This is a genomic window from Klebsiella sp. JN_Kp127 (assembly GCF_040062505.1).
Taxonomy (GTDB): Bacteria; Pseudomonadota; Gammaproteobacteria; order Enterobacterales; family Enterobacteriaceae; genus Klebsiella; species Klebsiella quasipneumoniae.
Genome location: NZ_JBEAHS010000009.1, coordinates 17,673 through 42,839, shown reverse-complemented (window position 1 = coordinate 42,839; position 25,167 = coordinate 17,673). Strand labels below are relative to the sequence as shown.

Annotated in this window: 31 protein-coding genes, 3 tRNA genes and 1 pseudogene; 21 read left to right on the top strand and 14 right to left on the bottom strand. The window is 51.9% G+C overall.

The annotated features are described in order from the left end of the window. Positions 1–61 precede the first annotated feature (61 nt). Together ABLV04_RS06235 and ABLV04_RS06230 are read right to left on the bottom strand one after the other, a co-directional pair. On the bottom strand, positions 62–976 hold the full coding sequence (locus tag ABLV04_RS06235; RefSeq protein ID WP_074442563.1) for an MDR family oxidoreductase: 915 nt from the start codon (positions 974–976) through the stop codon (positions 62–64). Then, positions 915–1,740: pseudogene (locus tag ABLV04_RS06230) on the bottom strand (TetR/AcrR family transcriptional regulator). Before ABLV04_RS06230 ends, ABLV04_RS06235 begins: the two are co-directional and overlap by 62 nt. A 491-nt stretch (positions 1,741–2,231) precedes the next feature. Between ABLV04_RS06230 and ABLV04_RS06225 the strand changes: the two are divergent. Beyond that, positions 2,232–3,866, top strand: a complete 1,635-nt coding sequence (locus ABLV04_RS06225; protein ID WP_205425530.1) for a Na+/H+ antiporter — start codon at positions 2,232–2,234, stop codon at positions 3,864–3,866. A 94-nt stretch (positions 3,867–3,960) separates the two neighbouring features. On the opposite strand, the gene ABLV04_RS06220 is transcribed toward ABLV04_RS06225, so the two are convergent. Next, positions 3,961–4,036, bottom strand: a tRNA-Asn gene (locus ABLV04_RS06220). 330 nt (positions 4,037–4,366) lie between these two features. Here ABLV04_RS06220 and nac point away from each other — a divergent pair. From nac to ldtA, 3 genes are all read left to right on the top strand, one after another. After that, complete coding sequence (gene nac, locus ABLV04_RS06215) at positions 4,367–5,284, top strand: nitrogen assimilation transcriptional regulator NAC (RefSeq protein ID WP_004203498.1); 918 nt, start codon at positions 4,367–4,369, stop codon at positions 5,282–5,284. A gap of 106 nt (positions 5,285–5,390) precedes the next feature. Then, complete coding sequence (gene cbl / locus ABLV04_RS06210; protein WP_004180456.1) at positions 5,391–6,341, top strand: HTH-type transcriptional regulator Cbl; 951 nt, start codon at positions 5,391–5,393, stop codon at positions 6,339–6,341. A gap of 78 nt (positions 6,342–6,419) precedes the next feature. Beyond that, entirely contained in the window at positions 6,420–7,361 is a 942-nt protein-coding gene (gene ldtA, locus ABLV04_RS06205; protein WP_023290298.1) for a L,D-transpeptidase, read from the top strand. 384 nt (positions 7,362–7,745) lie between these two features. Here the strand turns inward: ldtA and ABLV04_RS06200 are convergent, their stop codons facing one another. Further along, entirely contained in the window at positions 7,746–8,666 is a 921-nt protein-coding gene (locus ABLV04_RS06200; RefSeq protein ID WP_147733326.1) for a LysR family transcriptional regulator, read from the bottom strand. A gap of 140 nt (positions 8,667–8,806) precedes the next feature. Here ABLV04_RS06200 and ABLV04_RS06195 point away from each other — a divergent pair, with 140 nt between their 5' ends. Then, positions 8,807–9,196 (top strand): RidA family protein, encoded by a 390-nt coding sequence (locus ABLV04_RS06195; RefSeq protein ID WP_101994561.1) that lies wholly within the window; start codon positions 8,807–8,809, stop codon positions 9,194–9,196. A 279-nt stretch (positions 9,197–9,475) separates the two neighbouring features. Here ABLV04_RS06195 and ABLV04_RS06190 read toward each other — a convergent pair. Further along, a tRNA-Asn gene (locus ABLV04_RS06190) sits at positions 9,476–9,551 on the bottom strand. Positions 9,552–9,651: 100 nt separating this feature from the next. Next, on the bottom strand, positions 9,652–10,452 hold the full coding sequence (mtfA, locus tag ABLV04_RS06185; RefSeq protein ID WP_348815485.1) for a DgsA anti-repressor MtfA: 801 nt from the start codon (positions 10,450–10,452) through the stop codon (positions 9,652–9,654). 90 nt (positions 10,453–10,542) lie between these two features. Here mtfA and ABLV04_RS06180 point away from each other — a divergent pair. From ABLV04_RS06180 to ABLV04_RS06165, 4 genes are all read left to right on the top strand, one after another. Then, positions 10,543–10,632: transfer RNA gene (locus ABLV04_RS06180), tRNA-Ser, on the top strand. A 55-nt stretch (positions 10,633–10,687) separates the two neighbouring features. Beyond that, positions 10,688–11,623 carry a hypothetical protein gene (locus ABLV04_RS06175; protein WP_135718333.1) on the top strand — a complete coding sequence of 312 codons (936 nt, stop codon included), beginning with the start codon at positions 10,688–10,690 and terminating at the stop codon, positions 11,621–11,623. Further along, a complete protein-coding gene (locus ABLV04_RS06170; RefSeq protein WP_065801996.1) occupies positions 11,620–11,946 on the top strand; it encodes an STAS-like domain-containing protein in 327 nt (108 codons plus the stop codon). The genes ABLV04_RS06175 and ABLV04_RS06170 overlap by 4 nt, the downstream gene beginning before the upstream one ends. Before the next feature lie 5 nt (positions 11,947–11,951). Then, the gene (locus tag ABLV04_RS06165) at positions 11,952–12,452 is read left to right on the top strand and encodes a hypothetical protein (protein ID WP_114446681.1); all 501 of its coding nucleotides are present in this window, start codon (positions 11,952–11,954) and stop codon (positions 12,450–12,452) included. Here ABLV04_RS06165 and ABLV04_RS06160 read toward each other — a convergent pair. The 7 genes from ABLV04_RS06160 to ABLV04_RS06130 form a co-directional block, all read right to left on the bottom strand. Beyond that, positions 12,449–13,435, bottom strand: coding sequence for a tyrosine-type recombinase/integrase (locus ABLV04_RS06160; RefSeq protein WP_114446682.1), 987 nt, complete (start codon positions 13,433–13,435; stop codon positions 12,449–12,451). The genes ABLV04_RS06165 and ABLV04_RS06160 overlap by 4 nt on opposite strands. 1 nt (position 13,436) lies before the next feature. Further along, the gene (locus ABLV04_RS06155) at positions 13,437–13,664 is read right to left on the bottom strand and encodes a DUF4224 domain-containing protein (RefSeq protein ID WP_004184757.1); all 228 of its coding nucleotides are present in this window, start codon (positions 13,662–13,664) and stop codon (positions 13,437–13,439) included. A 1,186-nt stretch (positions 13,665–14,850) separates the two neighbouring features. Continuing rightward, positions 14,851–15,006, bottom strand: coding sequence for a hypothetical protein (locus tag ABLV04_RS06150; RefSeq protein ID WP_023317564.1), 156 nt, complete (start codon positions 15,004–15,006; stop codon positions 14,851–14,853). Beyond that, positions 15,003–15,137 carry a hypothetical protein gene (locus ABLV04_RS06145; RefSeq protein WP_023317565.1) on the bottom strand — a complete coding sequence of 45 codons (135 nt, stop codon included), beginning with the start codon at positions 15,135–15,137 and terminating at the stop codon, positions 15,003–15,005. Before ABLV04_RS06145 ends, ABLV04_RS06150 begins: the two co-directional genes overlap by 4 nt. Beyond that, complete coding sequence (locus tag ABLV04_RS06140; RefSeq protein WP_136023246.1) at positions 15,134–15,919, bottom strand: ParB/RepB/Spo0J family partition protein; 786 nt, start codon at positions 15,917–15,919, stop codon at positions 15,134–15,136. Before ABLV04_RS06140 ends, ABLV04_RS06145 begins: the two co-directional genes overlap by 4 nt. Continuing rightward, positions 15,919–16,218: a hypothetical protein gene (locus ABLV04_RS06135; RefSeq protein ID WP_017880281.1), complete on the bottom strand. Its 300-nt coding sequence runs from the start codon at positions 16,216–16,218 to the stop codon at positions 15,919–15,921. The genes ABLV04_RS06140 and ABLV04_RS06135 overlap by 1 nt, the downstream gene beginning before the upstream one ends. 345 nt (positions 16,219–16,563) lie before the next feature. Further along, positions 16,564–17,220: a S24 family peptidase gene (locus tag ABLV04_RS06130; RefSeq protein WP_040188688.1), complete on the bottom strand. Its 657-nt coding sequence runs from the start codon at positions 17,218–17,220 to the stop codon at positions 16,564–16,566. Between the two features lie 99 nt (positions 17,221–17,319). Between ABLV04_RS06130 and ABLV04_RS06125 the strand changes: the two genes are divergently transcribed. From ABLV04_RS06125 to ABLV04_RS06075, 11 genes are all read left to right on the top strand, one after another. Then, positions 17,320–17,517, top strand: coding sequence for a Cro/CI family transcriptional regulator (locus ABLV04_RS06125; protein WP_040188689.1), 198 nt, complete (start codon positions 17,320–17,322; stop codon positions 17,515–17,517). Positions 17,518–17,551: 34 nt separating this feature from the next. Further along, complete coding sequence (locus tag ABLV04_RS06120; RefSeq protein WP_040188690.1) at positions 17,552–18,004, top strand: YmfL family putative regulatory protein; 453 nt, start codon at positions 17,552–17,554, stop codon at positions 18,002–18,004. Between the two features lie 237 nt (positions 18,005–18,241). Further along, the gene (locus ABLV04_RS06115) at positions 18,242–18,454 is read left to right on the top strand and encodes a DUF4222 domain-containing protein (RefSeq protein WP_117029197.1); all 213 of its coding nucleotides are present in this window, start codon (positions 18,242–18,244) and stop codon (positions 18,452–18,454) included. Beyond that, positions 18,411–19,325: a conserved phage C-terminal domain-containing protein gene (locus ABLV04_RS06110; protein WP_136023245.1), complete on the top strand. Its 915-nt coding sequence runs from the start codon at positions 18,411–18,413 to the stop codon at positions 19,323–19,325. Before ABLV04_RS06115 ends, ABLV04_RS06110 begins: the two co-directional genes overlap by 44 nt. Continuing rightward, complete coding sequence (locus ABLV04_RS06105; RefSeq protein WP_136023244.1) at positions 19,322–20,131, top strand: Dam family site-specific DNA-(adenine-N6)-methyltransferase; 810 nt, start codon at positions 19,322–19,324, stop codon at positions 20,129–20,131. Before ABLV04_RS06110 ends, ABLV04_RS06105 begins: the two co-directional genes overlap by 4 nt. 9 nt (positions 20,132–20,140) lie before the next feature. Then, entirely contained in the window at positions 20,141–20,518 is a 378-nt protein-coding gene (locus tag ABLV04_RS06100; protein ID WP_000779146.1) for a RusA family crossover junction endodeoxyribonuclease, read from the top strand. Positions 20,519–20,530: 12 nt separating this feature from the next. After that, positions 20,531–21,511 (top strand): DUF968 domain-containing protein, encoded by a 981-nt coding sequence (locus tag ABLV04_RS06095; RefSeq protein WP_277447127.1) that lies wholly within the window; start codon positions 20,531–20,533, stop codon positions 21,509–21,511. A gap of 13 nt (positions 21,512–21,524) precedes the next feature. After that, positions 21,525–22,103 (top strand): DUF1133 family protein, encoded by a 579-nt coding sequence (locus tag ABLV04_RS06090; RefSeq protein WP_277447128.1) that lies wholly within the window; start codon positions 21,525–21,527, stop codon positions 22,101–22,103. A 1,163-nt stretch (positions 22,104–23,266) separates the two neighbouring features. Further along, positions 23,267–23,587, top strand: coding sequence for a hypothetical protein (locus ABLV04_RS06085; protein ID WP_048964767.1), 321 nt, complete (start codon positions 23,267–23,269; stop codon positions 23,585–23,587). After that, on the top strand, positions 23,571–24,095 hold the full coding sequence (locus ABLV04_RS06080; protein ID WP_217301579.1) for a lysozyme: 525 nt from the start codon (positions 23,571–23,573) through the stop codon (positions 24,093–24,095). Before ABLV04_RS06085 ends, ABLV04_RS06080 begins: the two co-directional genes overlap by 17 nt. After that, positions 24,092–24,559: a lysis protein gene (locus ABLV04_RS06075; protein WP_217301578.1), complete on the top strand. Its 468-nt coding sequence runs from the start codon at positions 24,092–24,094 to the stop codon at positions 24,557–24,559. Before ABLV04_RS06080 ends, ABLV04_RS06075 begins: the two co-directional genes overlap by 4 nt. A 23-nt stretch (positions 24,560–24,582) precedes the next feature. Here the strand turns inward: ABLV04_RS06075 and ABLV04_RS06070 are convergent, their stop codons facing one another. Then, entirely contained in the window at positions 24,583–24,771 is a 189-nt protein-coding gene (locus ABLV04_RS06070) for a DUF2158 domain-containing protein (RefSeq protein ID WP_217301577.1), read from the bottom strand. An 84-nt stretch (positions 24,772–24,855) separates the two neighbouring features. On the opposite strand from ABLV04_RS06070, the gene ABLV04_RS06065 reads away from it, so the two are divergent. After that, entirely contained in the window at positions 24,856–25,131 is a 276-nt protein-coding gene (locus ABLV04_RS06065) for a hypothetical protein (protein WP_217301576.1), read from the top strand. Positions 25,132–25,167 lie beyond the last annotated feature (36 nt).

The following is a 25,167-nucleotide window of genomic DNA, read 5'->3' as shown; positions in this document are numbered from 1 at the left end:
AGGAAATGATATGTCAGGATCGCCCCGGGGACCGGCGCCGTGGGGCGCCGGGAGGAGAGGATTACTGGCCGATGTTGACCAGCGTGCGGCCATGAATATTGTTGCTGAGGAAATCTGCGGCATACGCTGGCGCCTGCTCCAGCGTGATTTCCGTGGCTGCCTGTTGGTAGTAGCTTTCCGGCAGCAGCTGGGCCAGACGCTGCCACACCGCGTCGCGTTCTGCGGTGGGCACCATCACCGAATCCACCCCCTGCAGACGCACATTGCGCAGAATAAACGGCATCACGGTGGTTGGCAGATCGAAGCCCCCGGCCAGACCGCAGGCGGCGACGCAGCCGCGATAGTGCGTTTGCGCCAGCACTTTGGCCAGCATCGTGCCGCCAACGGTATCCACCGCGCCCGCCCACAGCTGTTTCTCCAGCGGGCGGGTCTCTGCAAAGTCGCTGCGCGGCAGGATGGCGTCGGCCCCGAGCTGGCGAAGGTAGTCGTGCGTCGACTCGCGGCCCGATACGGCCGTCACCCGGTAGCCGAGCGCTTTCAGCAGTACCACCGCGGTGCTGCCGACCCCGCCGCTGGCGCCGGTGACCAGGATATCACCGCTTTCCGGGGTGATGCCCGCGCTGACGAGGGCATCGACGCACAGCATCGCGGTGAAGCCGGCGGTGCCGATGATCATCGCCTGGCGCGCGCTGAGCGCCTCCGGCAGGGCTACCAGCCAGTCGCCTTTGACACAGGCCTCGGTGGCCAGGCCGCCCCAGTGGTTTTCGCCCACGCCCCAGCCGGTGAGGATCACGTCCTGGCCGGGAACAAAGCGCGGATCGCGGCTTTCACTTACCCGGCCGGCAAAATCAATCCCCGGCACCATCGGGAACTGGCGGATGATTTTGCCTTTGCCGGTGATCGCCAGGGCATCTTTATAGTTGAGACTCGACCAGTCGATGGCGACCCGCACGTCGCCTTCGGTAAGGGCGGGCAGGTCAATCGCTTTGACGGCGGCCACGGTGCGGTTGTCAATCTGGTCCAGAACTAATGCTTTCATGACTGAGTATTCCTCGTCTGAAGGGAGTTATCGGCGCTATCGCCGTCCTGTGCAGGTGTTATTGTCATCATAGTGTGCGCAAAGAAATCCCAGTACTGGTTAAGGGGAGCGGCGGACTGGACCAGCCTGGCGCGCATCACCGCGCCTTCCCAGCCGATCCAGAACACCTGGGCCAGCGCCTCCGGTGAGGTGTCGCTGGCGATCGTCCCGGCAGCCCGCGCCTCGTGCAGGCAGCGGGCCACGCGCGCCTCCCATGCCGCCAGGATGGTCTGCAACCGCTGGGGAAATGCCTCGGGCAACAGGGGAGCTTCCTGCAGCAGGTTGCCTACCAGGCAGCCGCGACGAAACTGGTATTTCTCCATTCCCTGACCGGCATCACGCACGAAGGCCGCCATCCGTTCCAGCGGCGGCACGGCGTCGTCCAGCAGGAATTTATCTAATTTATGCGCAAAGTAGTCGCCATAGGCGGCAAGCACGGCGAGGCCAAAGGCCTCCTTGCTTTTGAAACAGTGGTAAAACGACCCCTTCGGCACGGCGATGTTCTTGATCACCGCATCAATACCCGCTGCGAGATAGCCCGTTTCGGTCAGCACCTCCAGGCCCGAGCGAATCAGCGCCTGTCGCGTGTCGACAAACTGGCGATCGGCCTTGGGCGGTCGGCCGCGGCGGGGCTTCTGGTTGGCGGAGGTAGCGGGATTCATCATTTAGACCGTATGGTTTAATTGTTTGTCAGGGTACCCTCAATCCCGGTGGGGGGCAAGCCATGTATGGCAGAGAAGGGCGGGAATTTGAGGCAGTCGACTTATGAAGGCGACGCGGATTATCAATAATGGCTAATGCATGGATATCGGGCCGTTACGATAGAGAATATCAATCCGCTGAGGCTATTCCGCTGACCATATATCTCTCTGGTCGCCACGGAATGATAAGTATGATGGTGGCGATTATATTGCCGGGCTGGCGATGATTTGCAGACTCTGGCGGATTGACAACTCCGGCATGATAAAACACATTGTCCCCCCTGAAGGGGCGCCGGTTGCCACCTCAGTTTAAATAATAACGCCGCAACACAGGAAAGCCTGTCCTTTATTATCGGCGTCTGGATAAATAACCCGCCGCCGAAACCACACCTGCGAAAAAGGAATAACAGCCTGATGTACAGAATGAATATTGCCGTCAAAGGAGGGGATGAATGTCGCTAATCGCTATTGTGCTGGTCTTTATGATGGCCATCGTGGTGACGGTGTTCATTTCCCATCTTCTGCCCGTTAAAGTGCCGCTGCCGCTGATCCAGATCGCTGCGGGCGCCGCGCTGGCCGCCGGAGGTTTTCAGGTCGATTTCGATCCGCACATCTTTTTGCTGTTGTTTATCCCGCCGCTGCTTTTCCTTGATGGCTGGCGGATCCCGAAAGACGCGTTTTTCCGCGATATGAAGCCGATTCTGTCGCTGGCGATAGGCCTGGTGATGGTCACTATCCTCGGCATTGGCCTGTTTATTCACTGGCTTATTCCGGCGATCACCGTGGCGGCGGGGTTTGCCCTGGCGGCGATTCTGTCACCCACCGATCCGGTGGCGGTATCGGCAATGACCGCCAGCTCGCCGCTGCCTTCCCGGATGGCGCATATCCTCGAAGGGGAATCGCTGTTAAACGATGCTTCGGGCCTCGTCGCTTTTAATTTCGCCATCGCCGCGGTGCTGACCGGCAGCTTCTCCCCGGGAGAGGCGGTGATGAAGTTTTTCCTGATGGCGTTCGGGGGCATCCTCAGTGGGCTCGTGGTGGTGTGGGTCACCGGCAAATGTAATAACTTTCTGGTGCGGCGCACCCGCGAGGAGCCGGCCATCCAGATCCTGATCAGCCTGCTTATCCCCTTCGCCGCCTACCTGCTGGCCGAGGCGTTCCAAGTCTCCGGCATTCTTGCCGCCGTCGCCGCCGGCATTGCGATGCACTATGAACAGCTGTCGGGGCCCCGGCTACCCGCGACGCGCATGAAAAGCAGCGCGGTGTGGTCCATGCTGCAGACTACCCTCAACGGGATGATCTTCCTGATGCTGGGCGAGCAGTTGCCCCGCATGCTCAGGACGTTGCCGGCGGTAGCCAGCCAGGCCGGCGTCCCTTCGCCCTGGTATCTGCTGCTGTACGCCGTGGCCATCACTCTCGCGCTCGGTCTGATGCGTTTCGCCTGGGTATGGCTGTCGATGACGCTGACCATTTTTCGCCGCAAACGCCGGGGCAAAGCCATCACCGTCCGTCCGCGATTCAGCATCCTCGCCGTCATGGCGCTGGCGGGGGTCAAAGGCTCCGTGACGCTCGCCGGTATTCTGACGCTGCCGGCGGTGCTGGCGGATGGTTCACCATTCCCGGGCCGCGAACTGCTGATCTTTCTCTCAATGGCGGTGATCCTGATGTCGCTGGTGGTGGCGGCTATCGGTCTGCCGTTTATGACCCGCTATCTTGCCGATGATTTACCCCATGACACCGGCAAAGACGATATTGGCGCCGTCATGACCGAAGTGGCTATCAACCGGCTGAATGCGCTACTCGACGAGCCGGTGGAGGATCCGACTGAGCAGGCCCTGCGAGCTGATGCCGGCAATATGCTGCTGGAAACCTACCAGCGGCGGCTGCACTATAACGACAATGACGAAGGGCAGGACGTCGGGCTGGAGCTGGCTAAGCGCGCCAGGCTGGAGAAATATATGCAAAGAGAGGTCATTATCGCCCAGCGTCAGGAGCTGTTCCGGCTGCGTCGCGCCCACAACATTAGCGATATCACCTTTTATGAGGTGCTGCGAGAGATAGACCTGAAGGAAGAGAGCTTGCGCTAGGGGCGCCATCGCCGGAGGGGGGATCCTTCGCCTTCCGGCAGCGCAGCTGGCGCGGAAAAGCAAAAAGCCTGCTCGAAAGCAGGCTTTTTAAATTTGGCTCCTCTGACTGGACTCGAACCAGTGACATACGGATTAACAGTCCGCCGTTCTACCGACTGAACTACAGAGGAATCGTGTGAACGGGGCGCATATTAACGATGCCACCCGGCCTTGTCAAAGCCTGATTCAAAGAATTGCGTTCGACTGCTGACAATTTCAGCAACCCCCGCGCATGCGCTGTTTTTTTCACCAGATTGCACCGTTGTAGTGCGAATGTACCCCTAATGGGGCATACCACAATCTGCTTACCGGGCAAATAAAAACCGGATTGCTATCACTATCCCTTATAACACCGCCTGTGGCGGGCAACGGCAGCGGAAATGAAAAGCTGGCAAGCAAATTGCAAAACCAGTTTCATCATACTTCCAGCGTTGACGCTGGCGTTCCTTACAGGAGGCAAAATGAACTTAAGACGACTGAAATATTTTGTGAAAATCGTCGATATCGGCAGTCTGACCCAGGCCGCTGAAGTCTTGCACATCGCCCAACCGGCCCTCAGCCAGCAGGTCGCGACCCTGGAAGGTGAAATGGACCAGCAGCTGCTGATACGCACCAAGCGAGGGGTCACGCCAACGGAAGCCGGTAAAATCCTTTATACCCATGCGCGGACCATCCTGCGCCAGTGTGAGCAGGCGCAGCTGGCGGTCAATAACGTCGGCCAGACGTTGCGTGGCCAGGTCTCGATCGGCCTGGCGCCGGGCACAGCGGCCTCCGCCATTACCATGCCGTTGCTGCAGACGGTGCGTAATGAGCTGCCCGAGGTGATGGTCTATCTGCAGGAAAGCAGCGGCACTGCGCTGAATGACAAGCTGCTGGCGGGCCAGCTGGATATGGCGGTGCTGTATGAGCGTTCGCCGGTGGCCGGCATCGTCAGTCAGCCGCTGCTGAAAGAAGACCTCTACCTGGTCGGCACCCGCGACTGCCCGGGGCAGAGCGTGGACCTTACGGCGGTGGCGGAGATGAACCTGTTCCTGCCGCGAGATTACAGCGCGGTACGGGCGCGGGTCACCGAGGCGTTCACCCTGCGTCGTCTGTCGGCGAAAATTATCGGCGAGATCGAATCCATTACCACCCTGACCGCGGCCATCGCCAGCGGCATGGGGGCGACGGTCCTGCCGGAATCCGCTGCCCGCTCCCTGTGCGGCGCGGCGAACGGCTGGATGGCGCGGATTAGCACGCCGTCAATGAGCCTGTCGCTGTCGCTGAACATGTCGGCGCGCGGCGGTTTGTCGCCGCAGGCGCAGGCGGTGAAGGAGATCCTGCTGTCTCTGGTGAGCCGTCCGTCGCTGGAGAACCGCGAACTGCAGCTGGTTAGTTAAGCTATATTCTCTTAAGGAATAAGTTGCTGGTTTTTATTATTTGTTACCCGGGACAACAGACTTTAACAATAGCAGATACGTTAAGTCCATTGGCCCGGAGGAAAGGGTGAACTTCCAGCAACTGAAAATTATCCGTGAGGCGGCCCGTCAGGATTACAACCTGACGGAAGTCGCGAATATGCTCTATACCTCGCAGTCAGGCGTCAGCCGCCATATCCGGGAACTGGAAGAGGAGCTGGGGATTGAGATCTTTATCCGTCGCGGCAAACGCCTGTTAGGCATGACCGAGCCGGGTAAAGCGCTGTTATCCATTGCTGAGCGGATCCTCAATGAAGCCAGCAACGTCCGGCGGCTGGCGGATCTCTTCACTAACGATGCCTCCGGCGTCTTAACCATCGCCACCACCCATACCCAGGCGCGCTACAGCCTGCCCCCGGTGATTAAAGCTTTCCGCGAGCTGTTCTCCGACGTTCGCGTCGAGCTGGTGCAGGGCACCCCGCAGGAAATCGAAGCGCTGCTGCATAACGGCGGGGCGGATATCGGCATCGCCAGCGAGCGTCTGAGCAACGACCCGACGCTGGCGGCTTTCCCCTGGTTCCGCTGGCATCACAGCCTGCTGGTACCCAAAGACCATCCCCTGACCCAGGTGTCTCCTTTGACGCTGGAGGCGATTGCCCGTTGGCCGTTAATCACCTATCGCCAGGGGATCACCGGCCGTTCGCGGATCGATGAGGCCTTCAACCGCAAAGGGCTGATGCCGGATATTGTGCTGAGCGCCCAGGATTCCGATGTGATCAAGACCTACGTCGAGCTGGGGCTGGGCGTCGGGCTGGTTGCCGAGCAGTCCGGGGATGCCCGCGAAGCGGACACCTTTACGCGGCTCGATACCCGCCATCTGTTTGATGCCAATACCGTATGGCTGGGACTGAAGCGGGGTCAGCTGCAGCGTAATTACGTCTGGCGCTTTATCGAATTGTGCAATGCCGGACTGTCGCTGGATGAGATCAAGCGCCAGGCGATGGAGCCGGAAGAGGCCGCTATCGACTATCAGATTTAAGGAAATGCTGGCCAGCGGATCGGGGAGAGGAAATGCCGCTATAATTCACACACGAGAGTCGCGACTGAGGAAGGGAAAATGACGATGCGGCGTGTGACATTACTCTGTTCGGCGCTGATGCTGTTCGCCAGCCACAGCGCGCTGGCCGTCAGCTATCCGCTGCCGCCGGAGGGGAGCCGTCTGGTGGGCAGCGCTTTTACCATTGCCGTGCCGGAGAACAACACTCAACCACTGGAAAGCTTTGCCGCCCAGTACGGCCAGGGGTTGAGCAATATGCTGGAGGCGAACCCCGGCGTAGATGTTTATTTGCCGCACTCCGGTTCGACGCTGACCATTCCGCAGCAGCTGATCCTGCCTGACACCGTGCGTGAGGGGATCGTTATCAACGTCGCCGAGATGCGCCTCTATTATTACCCGCCGCTGGGCAATAGCGTGGAAGTCCTGCCAATCGGCATTGGCCAGGCGGGACGCGAAACGCCGCGTAACTGGGTGACGGCGGTAGAGCGCAAGCAGGAAGGGCCCACCTGGGTACCAACCGCCAATACCCGCCGTGAATATGCGAAAGAGGGCAAAACCCTGCCGGCGATGGTGCCGCCCGGCCCCGATAATCCGATGGGGCTGTATGCGATCTATATCGGCAGGCTGTACGCCATCCACGGCACCAATGCCAACTTTGGCATCGGGCTGCGCGTCAGCCAGGGATGCATCCGCCTGCGCAATGACGACATTAAATTCCTGTTTGATAACGTACCGGTGGGGACGCGCGTCCAGCTGATCGATCAGCCGGTGAAGTACACCGTGGAACCGGATGGCAGCCACTGGCTGGAGGTGCACGAGCCGCTGTCGCGCAACCGGGCGGAATTTGAATCCGACAGAAAAGTCCCCTTGCCGATGACCTCGGCGCTGCGCGAATTTACTCAGGGGCCGGGAGTGAGTCCTTCGCAGGCCGAGCAAACCCTGCAGCGCCGCTCCGGCATGCCGGTGAATATCAGCGCCACAGCGGCGCAGGGGAGTTTGTAGCGGGTCGTTTAGCCTCATTAACGGCTATTGTAAGAAGGCTCTTGTGCTGTCGATGCATTCAACGTTGTTGGGGATAAGGATCGGGAAACCGATCCTTAACTTATCAACAGTGGCGGTGATGGCGTGTTAATGAGGGCGCCAGGAGAGGCTCAGGCGGAGATGATAAAGTCTGCAAATATATCTATGGACTTAATATTGTTACTGAGGATCTTTTTTTTGGCTGCCATTGTCCATGAAAGCGAAGATCCCCGTTATGATAGCCATTATCCACAATATAAGACGGATGAGTTCTGCTGAATCCTTATTGTCAAAACACGCCTGACCACAGTGACTACTACTGACCCCCATCGTCGTTGATAAGCGAATCAGGGGGCTGGGATGTCGTTATTTATTGTTGGCAATCGGGACATGCTGCTGCATCACTTCAACGATCCAGTCAATAAAAACGCGCAGCTTGGCGTTGACATGGCGGTTCGGTGGAAACGCCAGGTACAGAGGCATTGGGCTAATCCGCCATTGTGTAAATAACGGGATCAAAGCGCCAACGGCCTGATGCGCTGCCGCCATATAGTTGGGCAGCGCAATCACGCCTAAGCCAGCTAACCCAGCTTCGAGGTAAGCATTGCCATCATCCACGGCAAGGACGTAGTTGCCCGTGATTTCAATACCTTCATTCTCACTGCGCAGTACCAAAGAATCAATCTTACTGGTGCGTGAGGACAAGAATCCCACTATGCAATGGTCAGTATTTTGCAGCTCTCGCGGGTGTGCGGGAGCGCCAAGGCGTTCCACATAACGGGGGGCGACGTAGACGCCGATTGGCAAATCGCCGACATGGCGTGCGATTAGGGACTGGTCGGTGATTTCGCCACCGCGCAGGACGCAATCCACGTTGTCGCCGATCAGATCTACCTTCCGGTCGCTCACGCCCATGTCGAACTGGATATCAGGGTAGCGGGCGTGGAAAGCCGGTAGCGCCGGCACCAGGATGAGGCGGGCTAGCGGACTGGGCACATCCACCCGTAGCCGTCCCCTGGGCGTCATCGCCGCACTGGACAGGCTGTTTTCAGCATCCTCCATGTCCGCCAGCAGGCGGATGATGCGCTCGTAGTAGACCGCGCCATCGGGAGTCACCCCAAGCTTGCGGGTGGTGCGATGGAGCAATTTGACGCGCAGTCGCGCTTCCAGTTGCTGAATAAGTTGCGTCACCGTGGTTTTGCTCATATGAAGCGTTTGGGCAGCCTTCGTGAAGCTCCCTGCCTCCACCACCCGAGCAAAGGCGCGCATCGCATCGAAACGATCCATTTCTTATCCTGTCTTTCATCGATTGTTTGGATATTACAAACAATGAGCGACAAAGTCGCTTGTTTATCCGCCCGATCTTGCCGTTGTACAGTGTCTTTACATTCACCGGGCTGAATTCGCCCCAGCATAAAGGTACAAACATGACAGCACGCGAAGCCGTTTTTCCCCTCGGTCGGCAGGCGCTCTATGAGCGCAATCGTTATTCACCGGCCATCAAATCCAATGGTTTCTTGTTTGTTTCTGGGCAGGTGGGTAGCCACGAGGATGGTTCGCCTGAGCACGATCTGAAAGCACAGGTCAGGCTGGCGTTCAAAAATCTTAATGCTGTGCTCGCAGCGGCGGGCTGCACGTTTGGGGACGTGGTTGACGTTACCCTCTTTGTCGTCGATCCTGAGTCAAATCTCGACGCTATCTGGAGTATCCTGCCAGAATATTGGGGAGAAGCGCCTTACCCTACGCTGACCGGGATCGGCGTGACGTGGCTTTATGGATTTAAGTTCGAGATTAAGGTTATTGCCAGGCTACCCTAAGCGTTACGGGTCTTTCCGCCAGTTGGGCAGTCCGCGCTGTCTGCAGTGGTAACTGCCGAATCGGGATCGTCTGCTACCCAGCAGTAGACCCAGTGGTTACCGTCGGATCGAAAGTCTGTAGCCATAAGGTTGGGAGCAGCGGCGCTGCTTTTCACCTGCGGGGATCGCATACGGAACGTTGGACGGTACCAACGGTACGATGCTGCTTATACCCGCTGGCGTGGGGCTCACGGAAAGCAAAAAGCCCGCTCAGGTTTCCCTGAGCGGGCTTTTTAAATTTGGCTCCTCTGACTGGACTCGAACCAGTGACATACGGATTAACAGTCCGCCGTTCTACCGACTGAACTACAGAGGAATCGTGTGAACGAGGCGCATACTACTGGCCCGGCATTTTTGTGTCAACACTAAAATTAACCTGCTGATTCAAATGGCTAAATTTAGCTCAACACGTTGTTTTAGTGAACAATGCGCCGCTCGTCTTCGTCCTGCAGGCCATTTTCACGTCTGCGCGCCAGCGGATCCTGGCGGTAAAAATGGCAAAAACGTTGCCACAGGGCCGGGAAGCGGGGCGCGAATAGTTCAGGCGCGCTGAAAAAATATTCCGAAAGGACGGCGAAGCATTCCGCGGGATCGGTGGCGGCATAGGCGTCAATGCTGGCGGCGCTTTCCCCTACCAGATCTATCTCATCCTGAATGTTGTTCATCGCCGCGTGGAGATCGTGCTCCCAGCCGGCGACTTCGCGCAGTGGGATCAGCGGCACCCCGCTGGCCCGATCGCCATTCCGCGCATCAAGCTTATGCGCCACCTCATGTACCACAAGGTTAAAGCCTGACGCATCAAAGGAGTCCTGAATATCCAGCCAGTTCAGCACTACAGGACCCTGCTGCCAGCTTTGCCCCGACTGCACTACCCGCTGGTTGTGGACCAGACCAATATCATCCTCCCATTCATCATCCACGACAAACGGGGCAGGGTAGATCAGCACTTCGTGAAAACCGTCCAGCCACTCAATCCCCAGCTCAAGTACCGGCAGGCAGAAGAGCATAGCTATCCGCGCCTGGTGCAACGGAGTCAGCTCCAGCCCCTGAAGCGCCACCAGACGTTTTTGCTGTACGAAACGGGCAGCCATCTGCGTCAGCTTGTGTTGTTCAGCGGGCGAAAGGTGGGCTAAAACCGGAATGGCAAGCGCTTGCTCCCAGGGCATCTCTGCGTTGCCGGACTCATCATCTGCTTTCCAGGGCCATTTAAACATCATATTGCTCGCAAAGTCGTCACTTGAACACGATTACCGAAACGGGAGCTATTAAAATGCCAAAGATCCTGGCATTATAGCAACCACAACAGCGGAGAGATGCCGGAGCGGCTGAACGGACCGGTCTCGAAAACCGGAGTAGGGGCAACTCTACCGGGGGTTCAAATCCCCCTCTCTCCGCCACTATTCAAACACTTATATGTCATGTCGTCAGTGACTATCCTCTCTAAAAGGAAAAATGAGAAAAAATCCTGAGGTAAAAATCACTTTCGAACAACCTCTCTGTTTGTACAGAGATAGGTATTTTTCTCAAACAATGTCTACACTGAGGAAACTCAACGACGCAATTTACCGCTTTGGTAATAGCGTAGAAGTTGATCTTTCTAACACACCTTTCGTCAGTGCAGCTGCCTCTTTACTTTTGTTTGCGATAGTAAATCGTGCTCAGTTGTGCATTAGAGAATCTCAAACGATTAAGGTAACCCTTCCTACTAGAAAGGGGAATCCTGAAGGGTACCGTTGGATAGTTTCAACCGGCCTGGCAAAGGCACTGCTTGCTTCAAATATTTCTAAGCTTGATGAGCTCACCCAAAGTAAGCGTTTTTACCAATCCTCGGTAGATCCTTATAGTCATCACGCTACCACGGCGCAGATGCTTAACAATAGAGCATTATCTGTTTTCTCGGAGGAGCAGTTTGCTCTGCTAGAATCGGGTATAAGTGAAGCAATGCTCAATGTTTCTCATCATGCCTATGATGCTCCACAATACAACGAGTTAACCACAATGCTAGGTGGTAAACGGTGGTGGCAGTGCGCCTGGTTTGATCCAGATAGAAATAAAGTAACATTCATAATCTATGATTTGGGAATGGGGATACCTAGATCCTACCATGGTGATGATTTGCAACCCTTTTTACAGGCAGCAGTATTGTCTGATGCATGGACATTAGGGGCAACTCGTACAGGGGCATCAGGTCGCGGAAATGGGTCGGAAGACATCAAAAGCCCAGTGGGGGCAGGCTGTACTGAAAACGAGACACTTCTGATTTTTTCTGGTCATGCTAAGTACGTCAAGAGTTCACGCGATAACAAAGTAACTTGTGACTATACTGTAGATGAAGTACCGGGTACATTAGTCCAATGGAGTTTGGTACCTAAACGGGGGGAGTTATGATTATTCATGTGGCGAGAGACTTTTCTAAAACACCTTTTGGTCGTTACGAAGGCGACAGCCCGTTTAGTGCTCAAAAATTTCGTGATGAAGTACTGATACCTGCATTCATCAATAACCCCAATGAGCAAATTGTTGTCGATTTCTCTGGTGTGATGGTCGGTCTAGGTTCCTCTTTCTTGGAAGAGGTGTTTGGTGGACTTGTAAGGAGCCAATCAGTTCCTCTGAAAGATATTCGTGAACGTTTGGTAATCAAAAGTAAATTACCTATTTATGAAGGTAGAGTTAAGGCTTTTATTGAACAAGCTGCGTCAGTAAAGGGTTGATTTCAATGAAGGAATTCACTTGGGTTTTTGGCCTTGTAGGTAATTTATTGGTTTTTGTTGGGTGGATTGTAGTTTTTCTTAATGCTAAGAATATTTCTACTCGCTCTGAAATAAAATCTATAGTAGATACAATAGTTAAAACATTAAATGAAGTTTCCGAGAAAGGAATGAAATTCTGGTTTAATCAGGGATCAGATTATACTAATCATGAGCATTATACGTCTATGATTATGTCTAACATAACCTTGATTTCTCAACTGATTATATTTATTCAGGCAAGGGGGGTTGAAGCTGACGCCAACCTTAATAAATTAATTAATACCTTAACTTTAGATTGTGATTCAGTATTAGATATGGAGCCTCAGCAGAGAACATTACGAGCAAATGAAATAAATGCTGAGGCTATGGAGATTATCACTGGATTAATGACTTCATTTCATGATAAATATCCTCCAACACACTATGTGGATTTGGATAATTGGTATAGAAAACTCAGTTCTTATTAAGTTTTCTTTAATGTCGGTGTGATTTTAATTGACCGGTCATAAACTAATACTTGCGATTCAGTTTTATGGCCACTAAAAATCTGTTTATCTTTGGAAGAGCCCTCATAGTCTGATATACCTTTTGCTTTAAGATCATGAAATGTACAATCAAGAGGCCTCTCGAGTTGTTCAGAGGCCAATCTCCTAGCCTTACGCCATGCTTCATTAAATCCCTTATATGAATAACGCTCACCATACATTGTCCTGATAACAGGGCCATCCTGTCCCCATTCCCTACAAATATCAACAGCCGCATTGAGACGCTCAGTCCAGGCTTTGATCTGTTTAATACCAGTTTTACCTTGCTGTATGAAAATTCCTTTATCAAGAATCTGATTCCAGTTCATTTTAAGAACATCAGATACCCTTGCAGCGCAAAGATACGCAATTTCCATCGCGGCTTTAACTGCAGGAGTCGCATGAGTGAAGATAGCAATGTACTCTTCATCGGTTATGTAGCGGTCGCGCTGGGGTTTAGGAAACTTATCGACACCAACACACGGATTACCTGGTACATAACCACGCTGATACCCCCAGCGGTATACACGAGACATTGAACTATGCTCGTGATTAGCCTGAACACGGCTTCTTTTACCACGTGCATCCATGTAGCGCCGGACGTGTTCAGGTTTAATGGCCTTTGCTTCTGCATCGCCGAAAACCGCTAACAAGTATTTTTCATGTGCCAGGTAATCTTTTTGTGTCCTGGGGGCAAGGTCTGCATAGTCAGCACTATTTAAAAATTTTTTCCACAATTGTTGAAAGGTGAGTAGTTTCTTTCGACCTTCAACGACTTTCTCGTAAGCTAACCAAACCTCCGCTTTAGAAGCGTTTGCTGGGGCTAGATTCTCGGTAGTACCTCCTGGCTTCCAGTAGTAACCGGAAGGGCGGAAAAACACACCCTTCGGCATCCACTCATTACCAGGCGCTCTTTTGCGGCCCATATTATCTCTCTACAGCGTCAAAGTTCATGCCTGGAGTAGGCATATGGCCTGCTGGTGGAAGTATGCGTTGTACGGGATGGTTAATATGAAACCAGGTCGTTTTGATTGCTCCGTCCCGGCGTTCAATAAAAAAGATCCCGTTCTGCGTTAATACCTCTTTCTGCAGTGACTTTTGGGGCGAACCCGTGGCCTCTGTCAGTTCTTCATCAGTCAGGAAGCGATCGCTCATGAGTTGTTCTCCACTGAACCAGCTGCAACCGGTTATTTATTACTGCGATTTTAATTTAATGAGACTAAAAGCCATGAGAACTTCTAGACTATATCTTCTATAAAACTTAACAAATCCACAGTAGAACACGTAAAGAATAAATAGAGTTATGAATATTGATAAGTAATTGTATTTATGAGTGTCATTATCAAAGAAAGTCAAGGCTAACGCTAAAACTGAAATCCAAAAATTAAGCAAGAAAATGAAGCAAACATTTCGGCAAAATCCATAAAGAGCAACGTAATTTTGTATTTTACTCTGATGGGTTTGAGAAAACTCATATGCAGAATGATAGGCGAATCTGAACAGATCACCATCTAAGTATTTGCTTTTATGTAAGCTTATGCCTAGGTTATGTTCATACGATTCACTAACTTTTTTCCACAGGTTCTCTGCTAGTTTTTTTGGCAATCCTCTGGAGTAGCAAAACTTAAATGTACACAGGTCAAGAAACATGATCGGTGAAGTAATTACCTTGATAATAAAGTTTCTTATTTTTTTCGTTTTATCGATTTTTCTTTTCTCAGTATATTTATCATTTATATTTTCAAATAAATAAATAGATGGATAATTGAGTGATTCATTCATGTATTTCTCAATAAAGAAAGCTGATAGAATAGATACAAAGTGACCAGAGATATATGATGATACTATTAATGAAGCGTAACCTAATAGACTAAAAGCATTAGGTTGTGTGTTTATGAATTTAACTATCTGCATAGCAGGTTCTAACTCGTATGTAACTCCTACGAAATAAAGTAAGTAAAGGAATAAACCTCCTGGTATTAAATAACCTAAGAAATCATAAAATGAAAATGGATTTTGATTCATTATATACTCCATTTGTTGACTTTCTGATAAAATGATATGCAACTGATTTTAAAAGTTTTTTTGACTTTCAGGCGATTTACATGATCTTTTCTAGCTTCTGTTCGCTCAATATTTCATCTTCTTCTTCAAGAACTATACTATGCACAGTTAGTGATTCAAGTTCATCATTTTTCCCCTCATCCTTCAACAATTCTTAGTTGCTCAATTGCAAATTGCGCCATAGCATCAAGTCTTTGGTTCATAGCCATCAGCATTGACGTAGCGAGTAACTTCTACATCATAGAAAGTTTCAACCTCGACATGACCCACAAAGCACTCAGGCTGAATGAATTTTCAGCGCCACATTCTCCGCAGCCAGCTGCCGTACCTTTTCAGGCAAACCATCAGGGCAATTATGGTTACCGTTTTTACTGCGCGACCAGGAAAAGCCGCAATCAAAGTGAAACACGTCTCCGATCTCTTTTATGTTCATGCTGTCCACCATTCAATAAACATGCAGATAACAACGGTTACTACGGCAACCAGCACCCAGCAGATCACATCGAACAGGGCGGCGAACCGACACAGGGTGTATTTGCTGTAATTCTCAGGATCAATATTCATTTCGCCTCCCCAAGCACCCAACGGAGTGCGCTCGCATACTCACCTTCGGCAGATTCCAGGGCTTTAGTAATTTCTTTGCGGGTTTTCAGACGCGGCTTTTGCTCGCCGAGAATCTTACGCTGACGCCGGGCTTTTTCATGGCCGGTTGTGCCAGCTGTCGCCAGCTCGATTGCTGACACTTTTGCACGCTGTTCTTCAGGTGGGAGCGCACTAAGCTGACGCGCCTGGGTAACGGTGACCGTTCCGGACTCCACTGCATCGCGAACAGCCTGGGTGGCATCCAGCAGTGACAGCGTTGCGCGTACGGTCTGAACGCTGCAGCCAAACAACACCGCAATGTCGTCCTCATCGAGCCCGCGGTCGAGCGCGTCTGACATTTTTTTAGCCCGGCCCAGCGGCGTATCGGGTCGGCGAATTTCGTTTTCGCTGACCATGTATTTAGCCATCTGATTTGCCGAACCACGCTTAACGACTCCGGGAACAAGCAGTGGGTCTTTGCCCTCTTTCAAAAGAAGCTTATTTGCCTCCAGCGTATGTTTAACGCGCTGACGGCCTGCAACTACGCAGGTGAGCCCAATTTCAGGGTCTTTCCAGACAATAATCGGCTCCAGTACACCCAGCTCCTTGATGTTCAGTACCATCCCTTCGTCGATCGGCAGGTTGATACGTTCATCGTAGAGAAGATGGGTTTTGTCGGTAACAAGATGCAGCTTTTCCGGTTCGAACATCAGAACGTTGGTTTTGCCGTTGGCGCCGTATACAAGCTTTGAGTCTTTAGCCATCAGAGAGCCTCCACGTTACGGAAGCTGGTGGGGCAAATTGCTTTCAAATCGCGCATTGCTTCGAGGACATGCAGATTTGTGCGTTTCTTGGTATGTCGCTCAGTAATACGATCACACTCCTTCGCCCATGATTTGACTTCGATGAGAAGAGCGTCTCGTTCGATACGAACCTGGCGAAGAGCTACGTTCGAAACATCGAGGATAGCCGCCAGTTCTTTGACGATCGTTCCCTGAGCTGGTGGCATATCTCTGGCAATTTCGTATGCCTCTTTAATTAGTTGATTTGCTGTCTTAGCCATCTCTTATTCTCCATCTGACGCGCTGCAACGCGTGAATTTAGGGTGCAGCAACCCAACCCATGAAAGTGGGTGAATAGCTGGTTAGAATTTCTTGCTGATGGGTTAGCCGCCACTGCAATGGCGGCACGTTAGTTCTCCACACAACTGGAAGCGCACTCCTTCAGTTACAAACCGATCCCCACCGGAAGAAGAGGAATGCGCTTTCGTGTTGTGTGCTATTCACCTATTCCTTACGACATTAATGTAGGATAACTTACCTTATGGTGTCAATGCTGTTTGTAGGAAAACTTACATTCAGGTGTAAAAAAAACCGGCTTTGATGCCGGTTTCATTGTTCTTCAAAAATCAGAGGTCCGTGACAACCTGCCTGACAACACCAACGATCTTACAGTTGCCATTTACTTCCATCACACGATAGTTCGGATTAAGAGGAACCAAATATTTTATAGGTCCATCAATTACAAATTTTTTCAGCGTTGCCTCTGCTGAGCCCATCACTTGGGCAACGACAATCTTACCGTTTACTTCGTAAATACTGCCGTAGTCTGGGTCAACAACAACGATTGAGCCCTCAGGTATGCTTGGGGCACCGTTAGGGTTAGTCATTGAATCACCACGTACTTTCAGAGCGAATCCTTCATCACAAAGATTTGCGGTTGTGTAAATCCATTCTGAAACATCATTTTCGGTAACTGGCGCGCCGCTTTCGGTCCATTCACCAGCCTGAACCCAAGATAAGACTGGAATCCTTTTCACGCCAAAACGTTCGGTAGGCTTATAGGTTGGTGCCTCCGATACAGGATCTCCAATACCATGAATTATCCATTGAGGATTCGTTTTTAACGCAGCAGCAAGCGCCTGAAGGTTAGAACCCCCTGGCTCATAATCTCCTGACTCCCACCCAGTAACAGTCACACGGTTAACGCCCACTAATTTGGCTAAGACCGCTTGGGTTAGTTTCAGCTCTTTACGTCTTGCACGGATGCGTTCATTCATTTTCATGTAGGCAATCCTACCATTTTGTAATGTAGGAATCCTTGACCTTTGAGTGTAAGATATCCTACCATTTGTTTGTCTGCTTCCCTTACATATGAGGAAAAAATGAAAAAAGTTGACGTGATTACTTACTTTGGCTCCGTCGGTAATGTGGCAAAAGCGCTGGGTATATCTCATGCCTCTGTATCCGGTTGGGGGGAGGTCATTCCAAAAGGGCGAGCATTTGAAATCCAAGCTCTAACAGAAATGAAGCTGAAAGTTAACCCGGAGTTGTATTTAAAGGCTAATCAAACAGCAGCTTAACCGTTACTACTAATTGTAAGCAAAAAGGGTAGGTATGAACTTGAAAGAAGTCGTGAAAGGTATGTGCAAATCATATCCGGGTGGCCGCGAAGCAATGGCTGGCGCCTTGGGTATGACCGTGACGCAGTTCAACAACAACCTCTACGAGAAAAACGGCTGTCGATTTTTTGAAGTATCGGAGCTGGAAGCGATGGAAGACATTTCCAACACGTCGCTGCTGGCAGACTACTTCGCCCGCCGTCGTGGGGCCCTGCTGGTGGATGTGCCGCACCTGGAAGAACTCGATCGCGTGGACCTGTTTAGTCGTGCAATGCGTACCTCTGCTGCCAGGGGACAGGTTGATCAGATTATCGAACAGGCGCTTGAAGATGGCGTTATTGAAAGGCATGAGGCCGAAGAAATCATGGTGCATCACCGCCGCCATCTGGCAGCTCGGGAAGAAGAGATTGCCGCAATTATCACGTTATTTTCACGCAAAAAGAAGTGACGCCAGCGAGTTGCAGCTCCTGGCGTCGTGGCGTGTCGTTATCAGTGGAGATTACTAACGCATGAACAGTCTACCAACACAGTACCGCAGGTCGCAACTTGTGGCGCGGCCGGTCCCTGGAGGAGAGGGGCCGGTGCAGTTCGTGTATGGGGTAAGAGTACCCGGTGGGATAGAACCTGTCTGCTACCAGTTTGCTCAATGGGCGGTAGATGACTTTAGAAGTCAGGCGGAAAGCGTATGCGAGAACTTAACCGATGGTTCAGAGATCACTACGGCGTCCCGGTCAGGGTCATACGCTGGGAGCCCCAAACACAGCGCGTTATATACCTGCGCGAAGGGTATAAGCACGAATGTTTCAGCCCACTTGAACAGTTCAAACGAAAATTCAGGGAAATAGAGGGGTCTTATGAGCCTGTTAATGCCATCAAGGCCGATAGTCATCAATCCTGACCTTGCCTATAGCATCGGCCTGAATGAAGCCATTGCGCTGCAGCAGCTTAACTACTGGCTGCAGGAGACTAACTCAGGGCTGGAGCGTGACGGCGTACGCTGGATCTACAACACGACAGAGCAATGGCTGGAGCAATTCCCGTTCTGGTCTGAATCCACTCTGAAGCGCACCTTCACCCGGCTGAAGAGCCTGGGCGTGCTTAAAGTTGAGCAGCTGAACAAGTCCCAGCGCGACATGACGAACTACTACACGATCAACTACGAAAGCGAGCTTTTAGATGAGGTCAAAGTGACCAAATCGAAGAAGTCAAAATGCTCCGTTCCATCAGGTCAAAATGACACGATGGAAGAGGTCAATGTGAAACGCTCCACCGGGTCAAAACGAACCGCTGTCATCAGGTCAAATTGGCACGATGATCTTACAGAGAATACAACAGAGAGTACTACAGAGATTACAGGTAAAGACTCTTGTCCGGTTGCGCTGCAACCAGACCAGACCGATCCGGCAGATCTCGTTCTCGATCATTTCAATCGGGTAACCAACTCGACCTATGGCAAGGGGGGACGAACCAAAACGACGCTGGGTTATATCCGGGGACGCCTGGCCGAAGATTACAGCCCTGAAGACCTGATGCTGGTGGTTGACTACCTGAACGAGAAATGGGCTCAGGATCCGAAGATGAGCGACTACCTGCGGCCCAAAACGCTGTTTGCTCCCGAGAACTGTGTCGAGTATTTCGACAAGGCCAAAAAATGGGAAGCAGCCGGACGCCCAGCCTGGACTGGAGGAAAGTGGGTTAAACAAGACACGGCGTTCAAGTCCAGTTATTCCGACGTGGATTATTCAGTCCCTGCGGGGTTTCGTTCATGAGCAAGCCATTTCTGAAATGGGCTGGTGGAAAGTATTCCCAGCTGGCTGACCTGTTCGTGCATATCCCTGCAGGGAAACGCCTGATAGAGCCATTCGTTGGTGGTGGATCTGTGTTCCTGAACAGCGAAAAGCACGCAGATTACCTGCTGGCGGACGTTAACCCGGACCTGATTAATCTGTATCAGATGTTAGCGGTGGTGCCGGATGAAGTGGAACTAAAGGCCCGCTGGATGTTTGAGCACATGCGGTCACCAGATGGCTATGAGCTGATCCGTTCCGAGTTCAACGCTCAGACGCTGGATGCTACTGAACGCGCAGCTGCATTCCTGTATCTCAACCGGCATTGCTTCAATGGCCTGATGCGCTACAACCAGGCGAACAAGTTCAATGTGGGTTGGGGAGGCTACAAGGCCCCGTATTACCCGATGGATGAGATGAAAGCCTTCGCGGGTATGGCGCATAACTGCGTATTCATGACCGCTGATTACCGCCGGACAATCAGCCTGGCCGGTAAAGGGGATGTGGTTTACTGCGATCCGCCTTACGAACCGATGCCGGGAACAACCGGATTCACCGCCTACGCCGCTGGTGGTTTTAGCTGGGATAACCAGGTGGACCTGGCGAAGCAATGTGTATCTGCCTTTCACCGTGGCGCTCGGGTAGTGATTTCTAACTCATCCGCACCGAAGGTTCTCGACCTGTACCGGGAGCATGGTTTTAACCTGCAATTCATCAACGCGCGCCGTTCGATCTCCTGCAAAAGCAGTACGCGGGAAGTCGCAAAAGACGTTGTAGCGATCCTTTAAGGGGGCTAAATGAAACTGACTTTACCATTTCCACCGAGCGTAAATAGTTACTGGCGCGCCCCGAGCAAGGGACCGCTGAAAGGCAGGCATCTGGTAAGCGAGACAGGGCGCAAGTTCCAGCAGGCAGCGAGAGCGGCGATTATTGAGCAACTGCGGGCCGTTCCCCGGCCATCCTCTGATCTGGCCGAGGTTCACATAGTGTTGTATCCGCCGGATCAGCGCCGTCGGGATATCGATAACTACAACAAAGCGCTGTTCGATGCACTGACTCTAACAGGCGTCTGGGAAGACGACAGTCAGGTTAAGCGCATGCTGGTGGAGTGGGGGAACATCGTGAAGAAAGGGAAAGTAGAAATCACTATCCGTCGTTTTCGTGCAGCTGCCTGACGTGGAGATGATATGAGAGCACTACTAACCCCTGAGATAGCCCCACGCATGGGCGTTGTTCTTCTTCGCCCAGGTGCTGATCTCATGCCGATGTTCAGGAGAGGGCGGGTATTGATTGAGCCTGCACCGGAAGAATACAGCGACTACGCAACCGGCGCCATTCCTCCCGCTACGCAGCCACTGGCAGAAGACCCGGTTTTGAAGCCAGTATTCGAAAACAAAGATGTCATTCTGCGCGCGGGTGGTATCAGCTCGCTGGAGGCCGAGCTGGAGCGTCGTTTTGAATGCCAGTATCCGCACGGCTCGTGGCACAGCGAAAATTTTACGCTGTTCCGGCATGAGCCTGGCAGCATCCGCCTTTGCTGGGCCTGCGATAACCTGGTGCGTGATCAGTACACAGAGACGCTGGCAGGCATTGCGCGTGAGAACCTGGTATCCTGGCTGATAACGGTCATCCGCTCACAGCTGGGGTTCAATGAAGACCATCAACTGACGATCCCCGAGTTGTGCTGGTGGCTGGTAATAAACAATCTGGCGCACGTCATCCCTGAATCGCTGGCCCGGAAAGCCCTGCGATTGCCGGAAATAAAGCATCAACCGGTGATGAAGGAGAGCGATATTGTGCCGGAGCCAGCGGCGAGCGAAGTGGTGCAGAAAAAGATTCTCGGTCTTCGCGTAGATCCTGAAACGCCGGAATCATTCATGCTGCGACCAAAGCGCCGGCGCTGGGTAAACGAGAGCTGGACGCGCTGGGTTAAGTCTCAGACGTGTATCTGCTGTAACAGACAAGCAGATGACCCCCATCACCTGATAGGCCACGGACAAGGTGGGATGGGAACGAAAGCGCACGACCTGTTTGTGTTGCCGCTTTGCAGAGCGCATCACGACGAGTTGCACGCTGACACCGTGGCATTTGAGGAGAAGCACGGCTCACAGCTGGAGCTGCTGTTTCGATTTCTGGATCGTTCGCTGGCAATTGGCGTGCTGGCATAGTGGAGAACGCATAATGATTAACCCGTCCGAGGTTGGAAAAGCTGGTGAAATGGTCAGGCTGAAAACGCTGGAGGCCATCTGGATTCAGGGGAAGCTACGGATGTGGGGCCGCTGGTCCTACATCGGCGGCGGTAGTGGCGGCAATATGTTTAACCAGTTACTGGCCTCCGGGAAAGTCACCAAAACAGCCATCAATGAGGCATTACGCCGGATGAAGAAGTCTGGCATCTCGAAGCCTGAGCTTGAGGCGTTCTTTCGTGAAATACTCGCGGGGAAAAGCAAAAGCGGCCTGGCTTTCTGCACAGATGATGAAGGACTGCTGATTGATAAGGTACTGGGGGCAGTCCTCATTACGGGTGGTCACAAAGAGCTTTACCACCTGCTGGTGGAGCATTACCGGTTACGGAAGAGCAAACGCCGCATAGCGGAAGAGCTCTATGAAAAGCATCCCGACTGGTGTTTTATGACCTGCAGGCGAAGAGTTGATGCATGGATCAGTTTGGCAGAATCGATGCTGTACGTACCAATGTGTGACGCATTTGGCACAAATGGCGACAGATTTTACTTGCAAAGTGAGCCAGAAACTGCTTGAATTGTGATAGGCTCGGGACGTTAAAGCGAACTGAGCAGCAAGAAAAAATTAAAGGCCCAAGGTTAACCCCCTTGGGCTTTGTCATTTCTGCAATCTCAGCGCTGTTTAAAGGTTTCATACCCACAGCTGGAGCATTTGTAATAGTCTCTCTGAACTCCCAACCCAATGAAATCGGGGTCATCTACGGTTCGGTCAAGGCTATAGCTCATCTGTGAGCATCTGGGGCATTTCTCCCCACCGCTGGATTTGATGTATGCCTCAAGCTCGGAGACCTGCTGTTTGAGACGATCCACTTCGTCGGGTACTGTTTTTAACCTTTTCCACAGTGGGATTTTTTCCAGTAAAGAATCCAGTTCGGAGAGTATCCCCATGAGTCACCTCGTTAATAAGACGCTAGTTACGACAGGCGGTATTACGCTATGCAAGCCTGATATTTATGCCCTTGATATCACTACTGATGATAAGGGGAGTAAAGAACTCTACATTCTCAAGAATGGCGAAGAATTGATCCACTTCGAATTTACAGAAGAGAGTACGGAAAAGTTGTTATCCTTGCTCCGAGAGTAGGTCTATTTGCATTGCATCAGTACCCTTGTCACATTGTCGTAGAGCAACACCCACAACTCCTAAGCCTCAGTACTCGCCGGGGCTTTTTTGAATCTGCAATCCGGTCAGGGCTCTTTGGTAGAGACGTGCTGCACGACACGTCGACACCCGCCGCGCAAGAGCCCTGAGCCAGATTGCCGATTTAGCTCAGCAGGTTGAGCGCCTGTCAGGTAAACAGGCACTTAAAAGTGACTTTTAGTGGTGCATTTTTTTTGTTTTTTTATGAAAAAAGTCCCTTAACTTGGGAAATCGAGAAAATGACTATGAGATGATCTCACTACGTTTAACTCAATAGTGAGGGTATTTATGGGCGGTAATGATATCGATGTTGGCCTTGTGATTGCGGTGTTTGTAATCGCGGCTATCTTTTTGTTGAGTAAGATTTTTTTGTAAAAACAGCGACTAACTTAATTAATGCCCATGCGACTAGTGGGCTTTTTTATTTCAGGCTCACGGTAATCATCTTCGACACGCTTCGTTGTTAAATCCAGCCCGACGGGCCTGACCCCCTTTAAACACACACAGCGCCATCCGTCATCAACGGATGGTCAGAGTCCATGAAAATGAACAACCAGAACGAGAATATCGTTACCCATTTCTTTGCGTGGCTGGCTGCCGTTGCCTCAATGCTGGGGATCACTACACAGGACATGGTTTATATCCTCTTTGGTTTTATCGGCGTGGTGATTTCTCTCGCGTCGTTTGTGCTGGGGAGAATGGATGCACGGAAAGAGCGTAACGAAGACAGTAAGCGAACGCAGTTGCTGGCTGATTATCTCCATGGCGTGCAGCAAAAACCGGTTCGTGAACGCCCATCGTCTGCTGAAGTGATCACCGAATCAATGAACAGGATAAACAACGATGGCGCAACTGACTAAAAGAGCTGGTGCCACCGGCGCGGTTTGTTCTGTGACAGCAATTATCGCAATAGTGCTGAATGCCGGTCACGTGCGTACCAACGAGCGAGGCCTTGAACTTATTGGCAATGCTGAAGGTTGTCGGCGTGATCCGTATGTCTGCCCGGCAGCTGTGCTCACCGATGGTATAGGGAACACGCACGGAGTTAAGCCCGGCGTGCGAAAAACTGACAAGCAGATCGCCGCTGACTGGGAAAGAAACATCCTTGAGGCCGAGCGTTGCGTAAATACCTATGGCAATGGCCGACGGCTGAGCGACAACACATTTTCAGCGGTAACGTCGATCACCTTTAATGCAGGCTGCGCCAATATGCAGAAATCGACATTGTTTGCACTACTCGTGAAAGGTCAGGTTACGCAGGCATGTAACCAGTTCCCTCGCTGGGTGTACGGTGGTGGGAAAGTTCTTCCCGGCCTTGTGACTCGTCGCGCCGCAGAGAAACAGCTCTGCCTGGATGGTGTGAAATGAGCCGGTTAGCGGCCATTATCAGCGCTGTTGTGATCTGCCTGGTTGTTTGCCTTGGGTGGCTGGCCAGTCACTACCACAGCAACGCCACCGAGTTTAAAAGGCAGCGGGACAAAGCGACTGAGCAACTCGGCCTGGCGAAAGACACCATCGCTGACATGCAGGTAAGGCAGCGCGATGTTGCAGCGCTCGATGCCAAATACACGAAGGAGTTAGCCGATGCAAAAGCTGAAAATGATGCTCTGCAGCGCAAGCTTGATAATGGTGGTCGGGTGCTCGTCAAAGGCAAGTGTCCAGTGTCAGCCGCAACCCAAACCACCGGCGCCTCCAGCATGGGCGATGATGCCACCGTCGAACTCTCTGCAGTTGCTGGACGAAACGTTCTCGGTATCCGATCCGGAATCCTCAGTGACCAAACAGCCCTGAGGGCGCTGCAGGAATACATCAGAAACCAGTGCCTGGAATAGGGAGCGGAGCTCCCTTGGAGAAATTACAAGATACCAACAGATGGTTTAAATTTTTGAATTGATGTTGCTTTAAACATTTCGCTATTTCTTTTTCCATTGGAGAACCATTCGCAACAATATTTATCAAGACTTTTATCGAATCTTTCCACTGTCATTATTGGACCACCAGACTTCAATTGCACAAGGGTGCCGGGTTCGAATTTTTCTTCCATTTTCATGCCTCATTAATTTTGATGAAAACAAAAAATCATGTCTGTTTTGCAAGACTATCATAACCCAAAGGGAGAGCTAAGACGATGAATGATGATTCACGTAAAGACCTACAATTGTGGTTTGGTTTGTCGTATGCAAGCTCCTGCGTAATGCCCCGCGTTTTCATGGAGGCCATGCATGCAGTGTGGCAAGGTAAGATAGCAGACCTGCTGTTTGAGTATAACGACAAAATCAAAACGGACGTATGCGGCATTCATAGCTGTTTTGTAATAGCGAAGGACGGTAACTATCGGTTCATGAAAATGCCGAAGGGTATCTTGAACTATCGACATCCGTTGATACCGCCTGCAACTGGGTGAGGGCCATCTACCTGGCCGACCACGATATCGATGTGC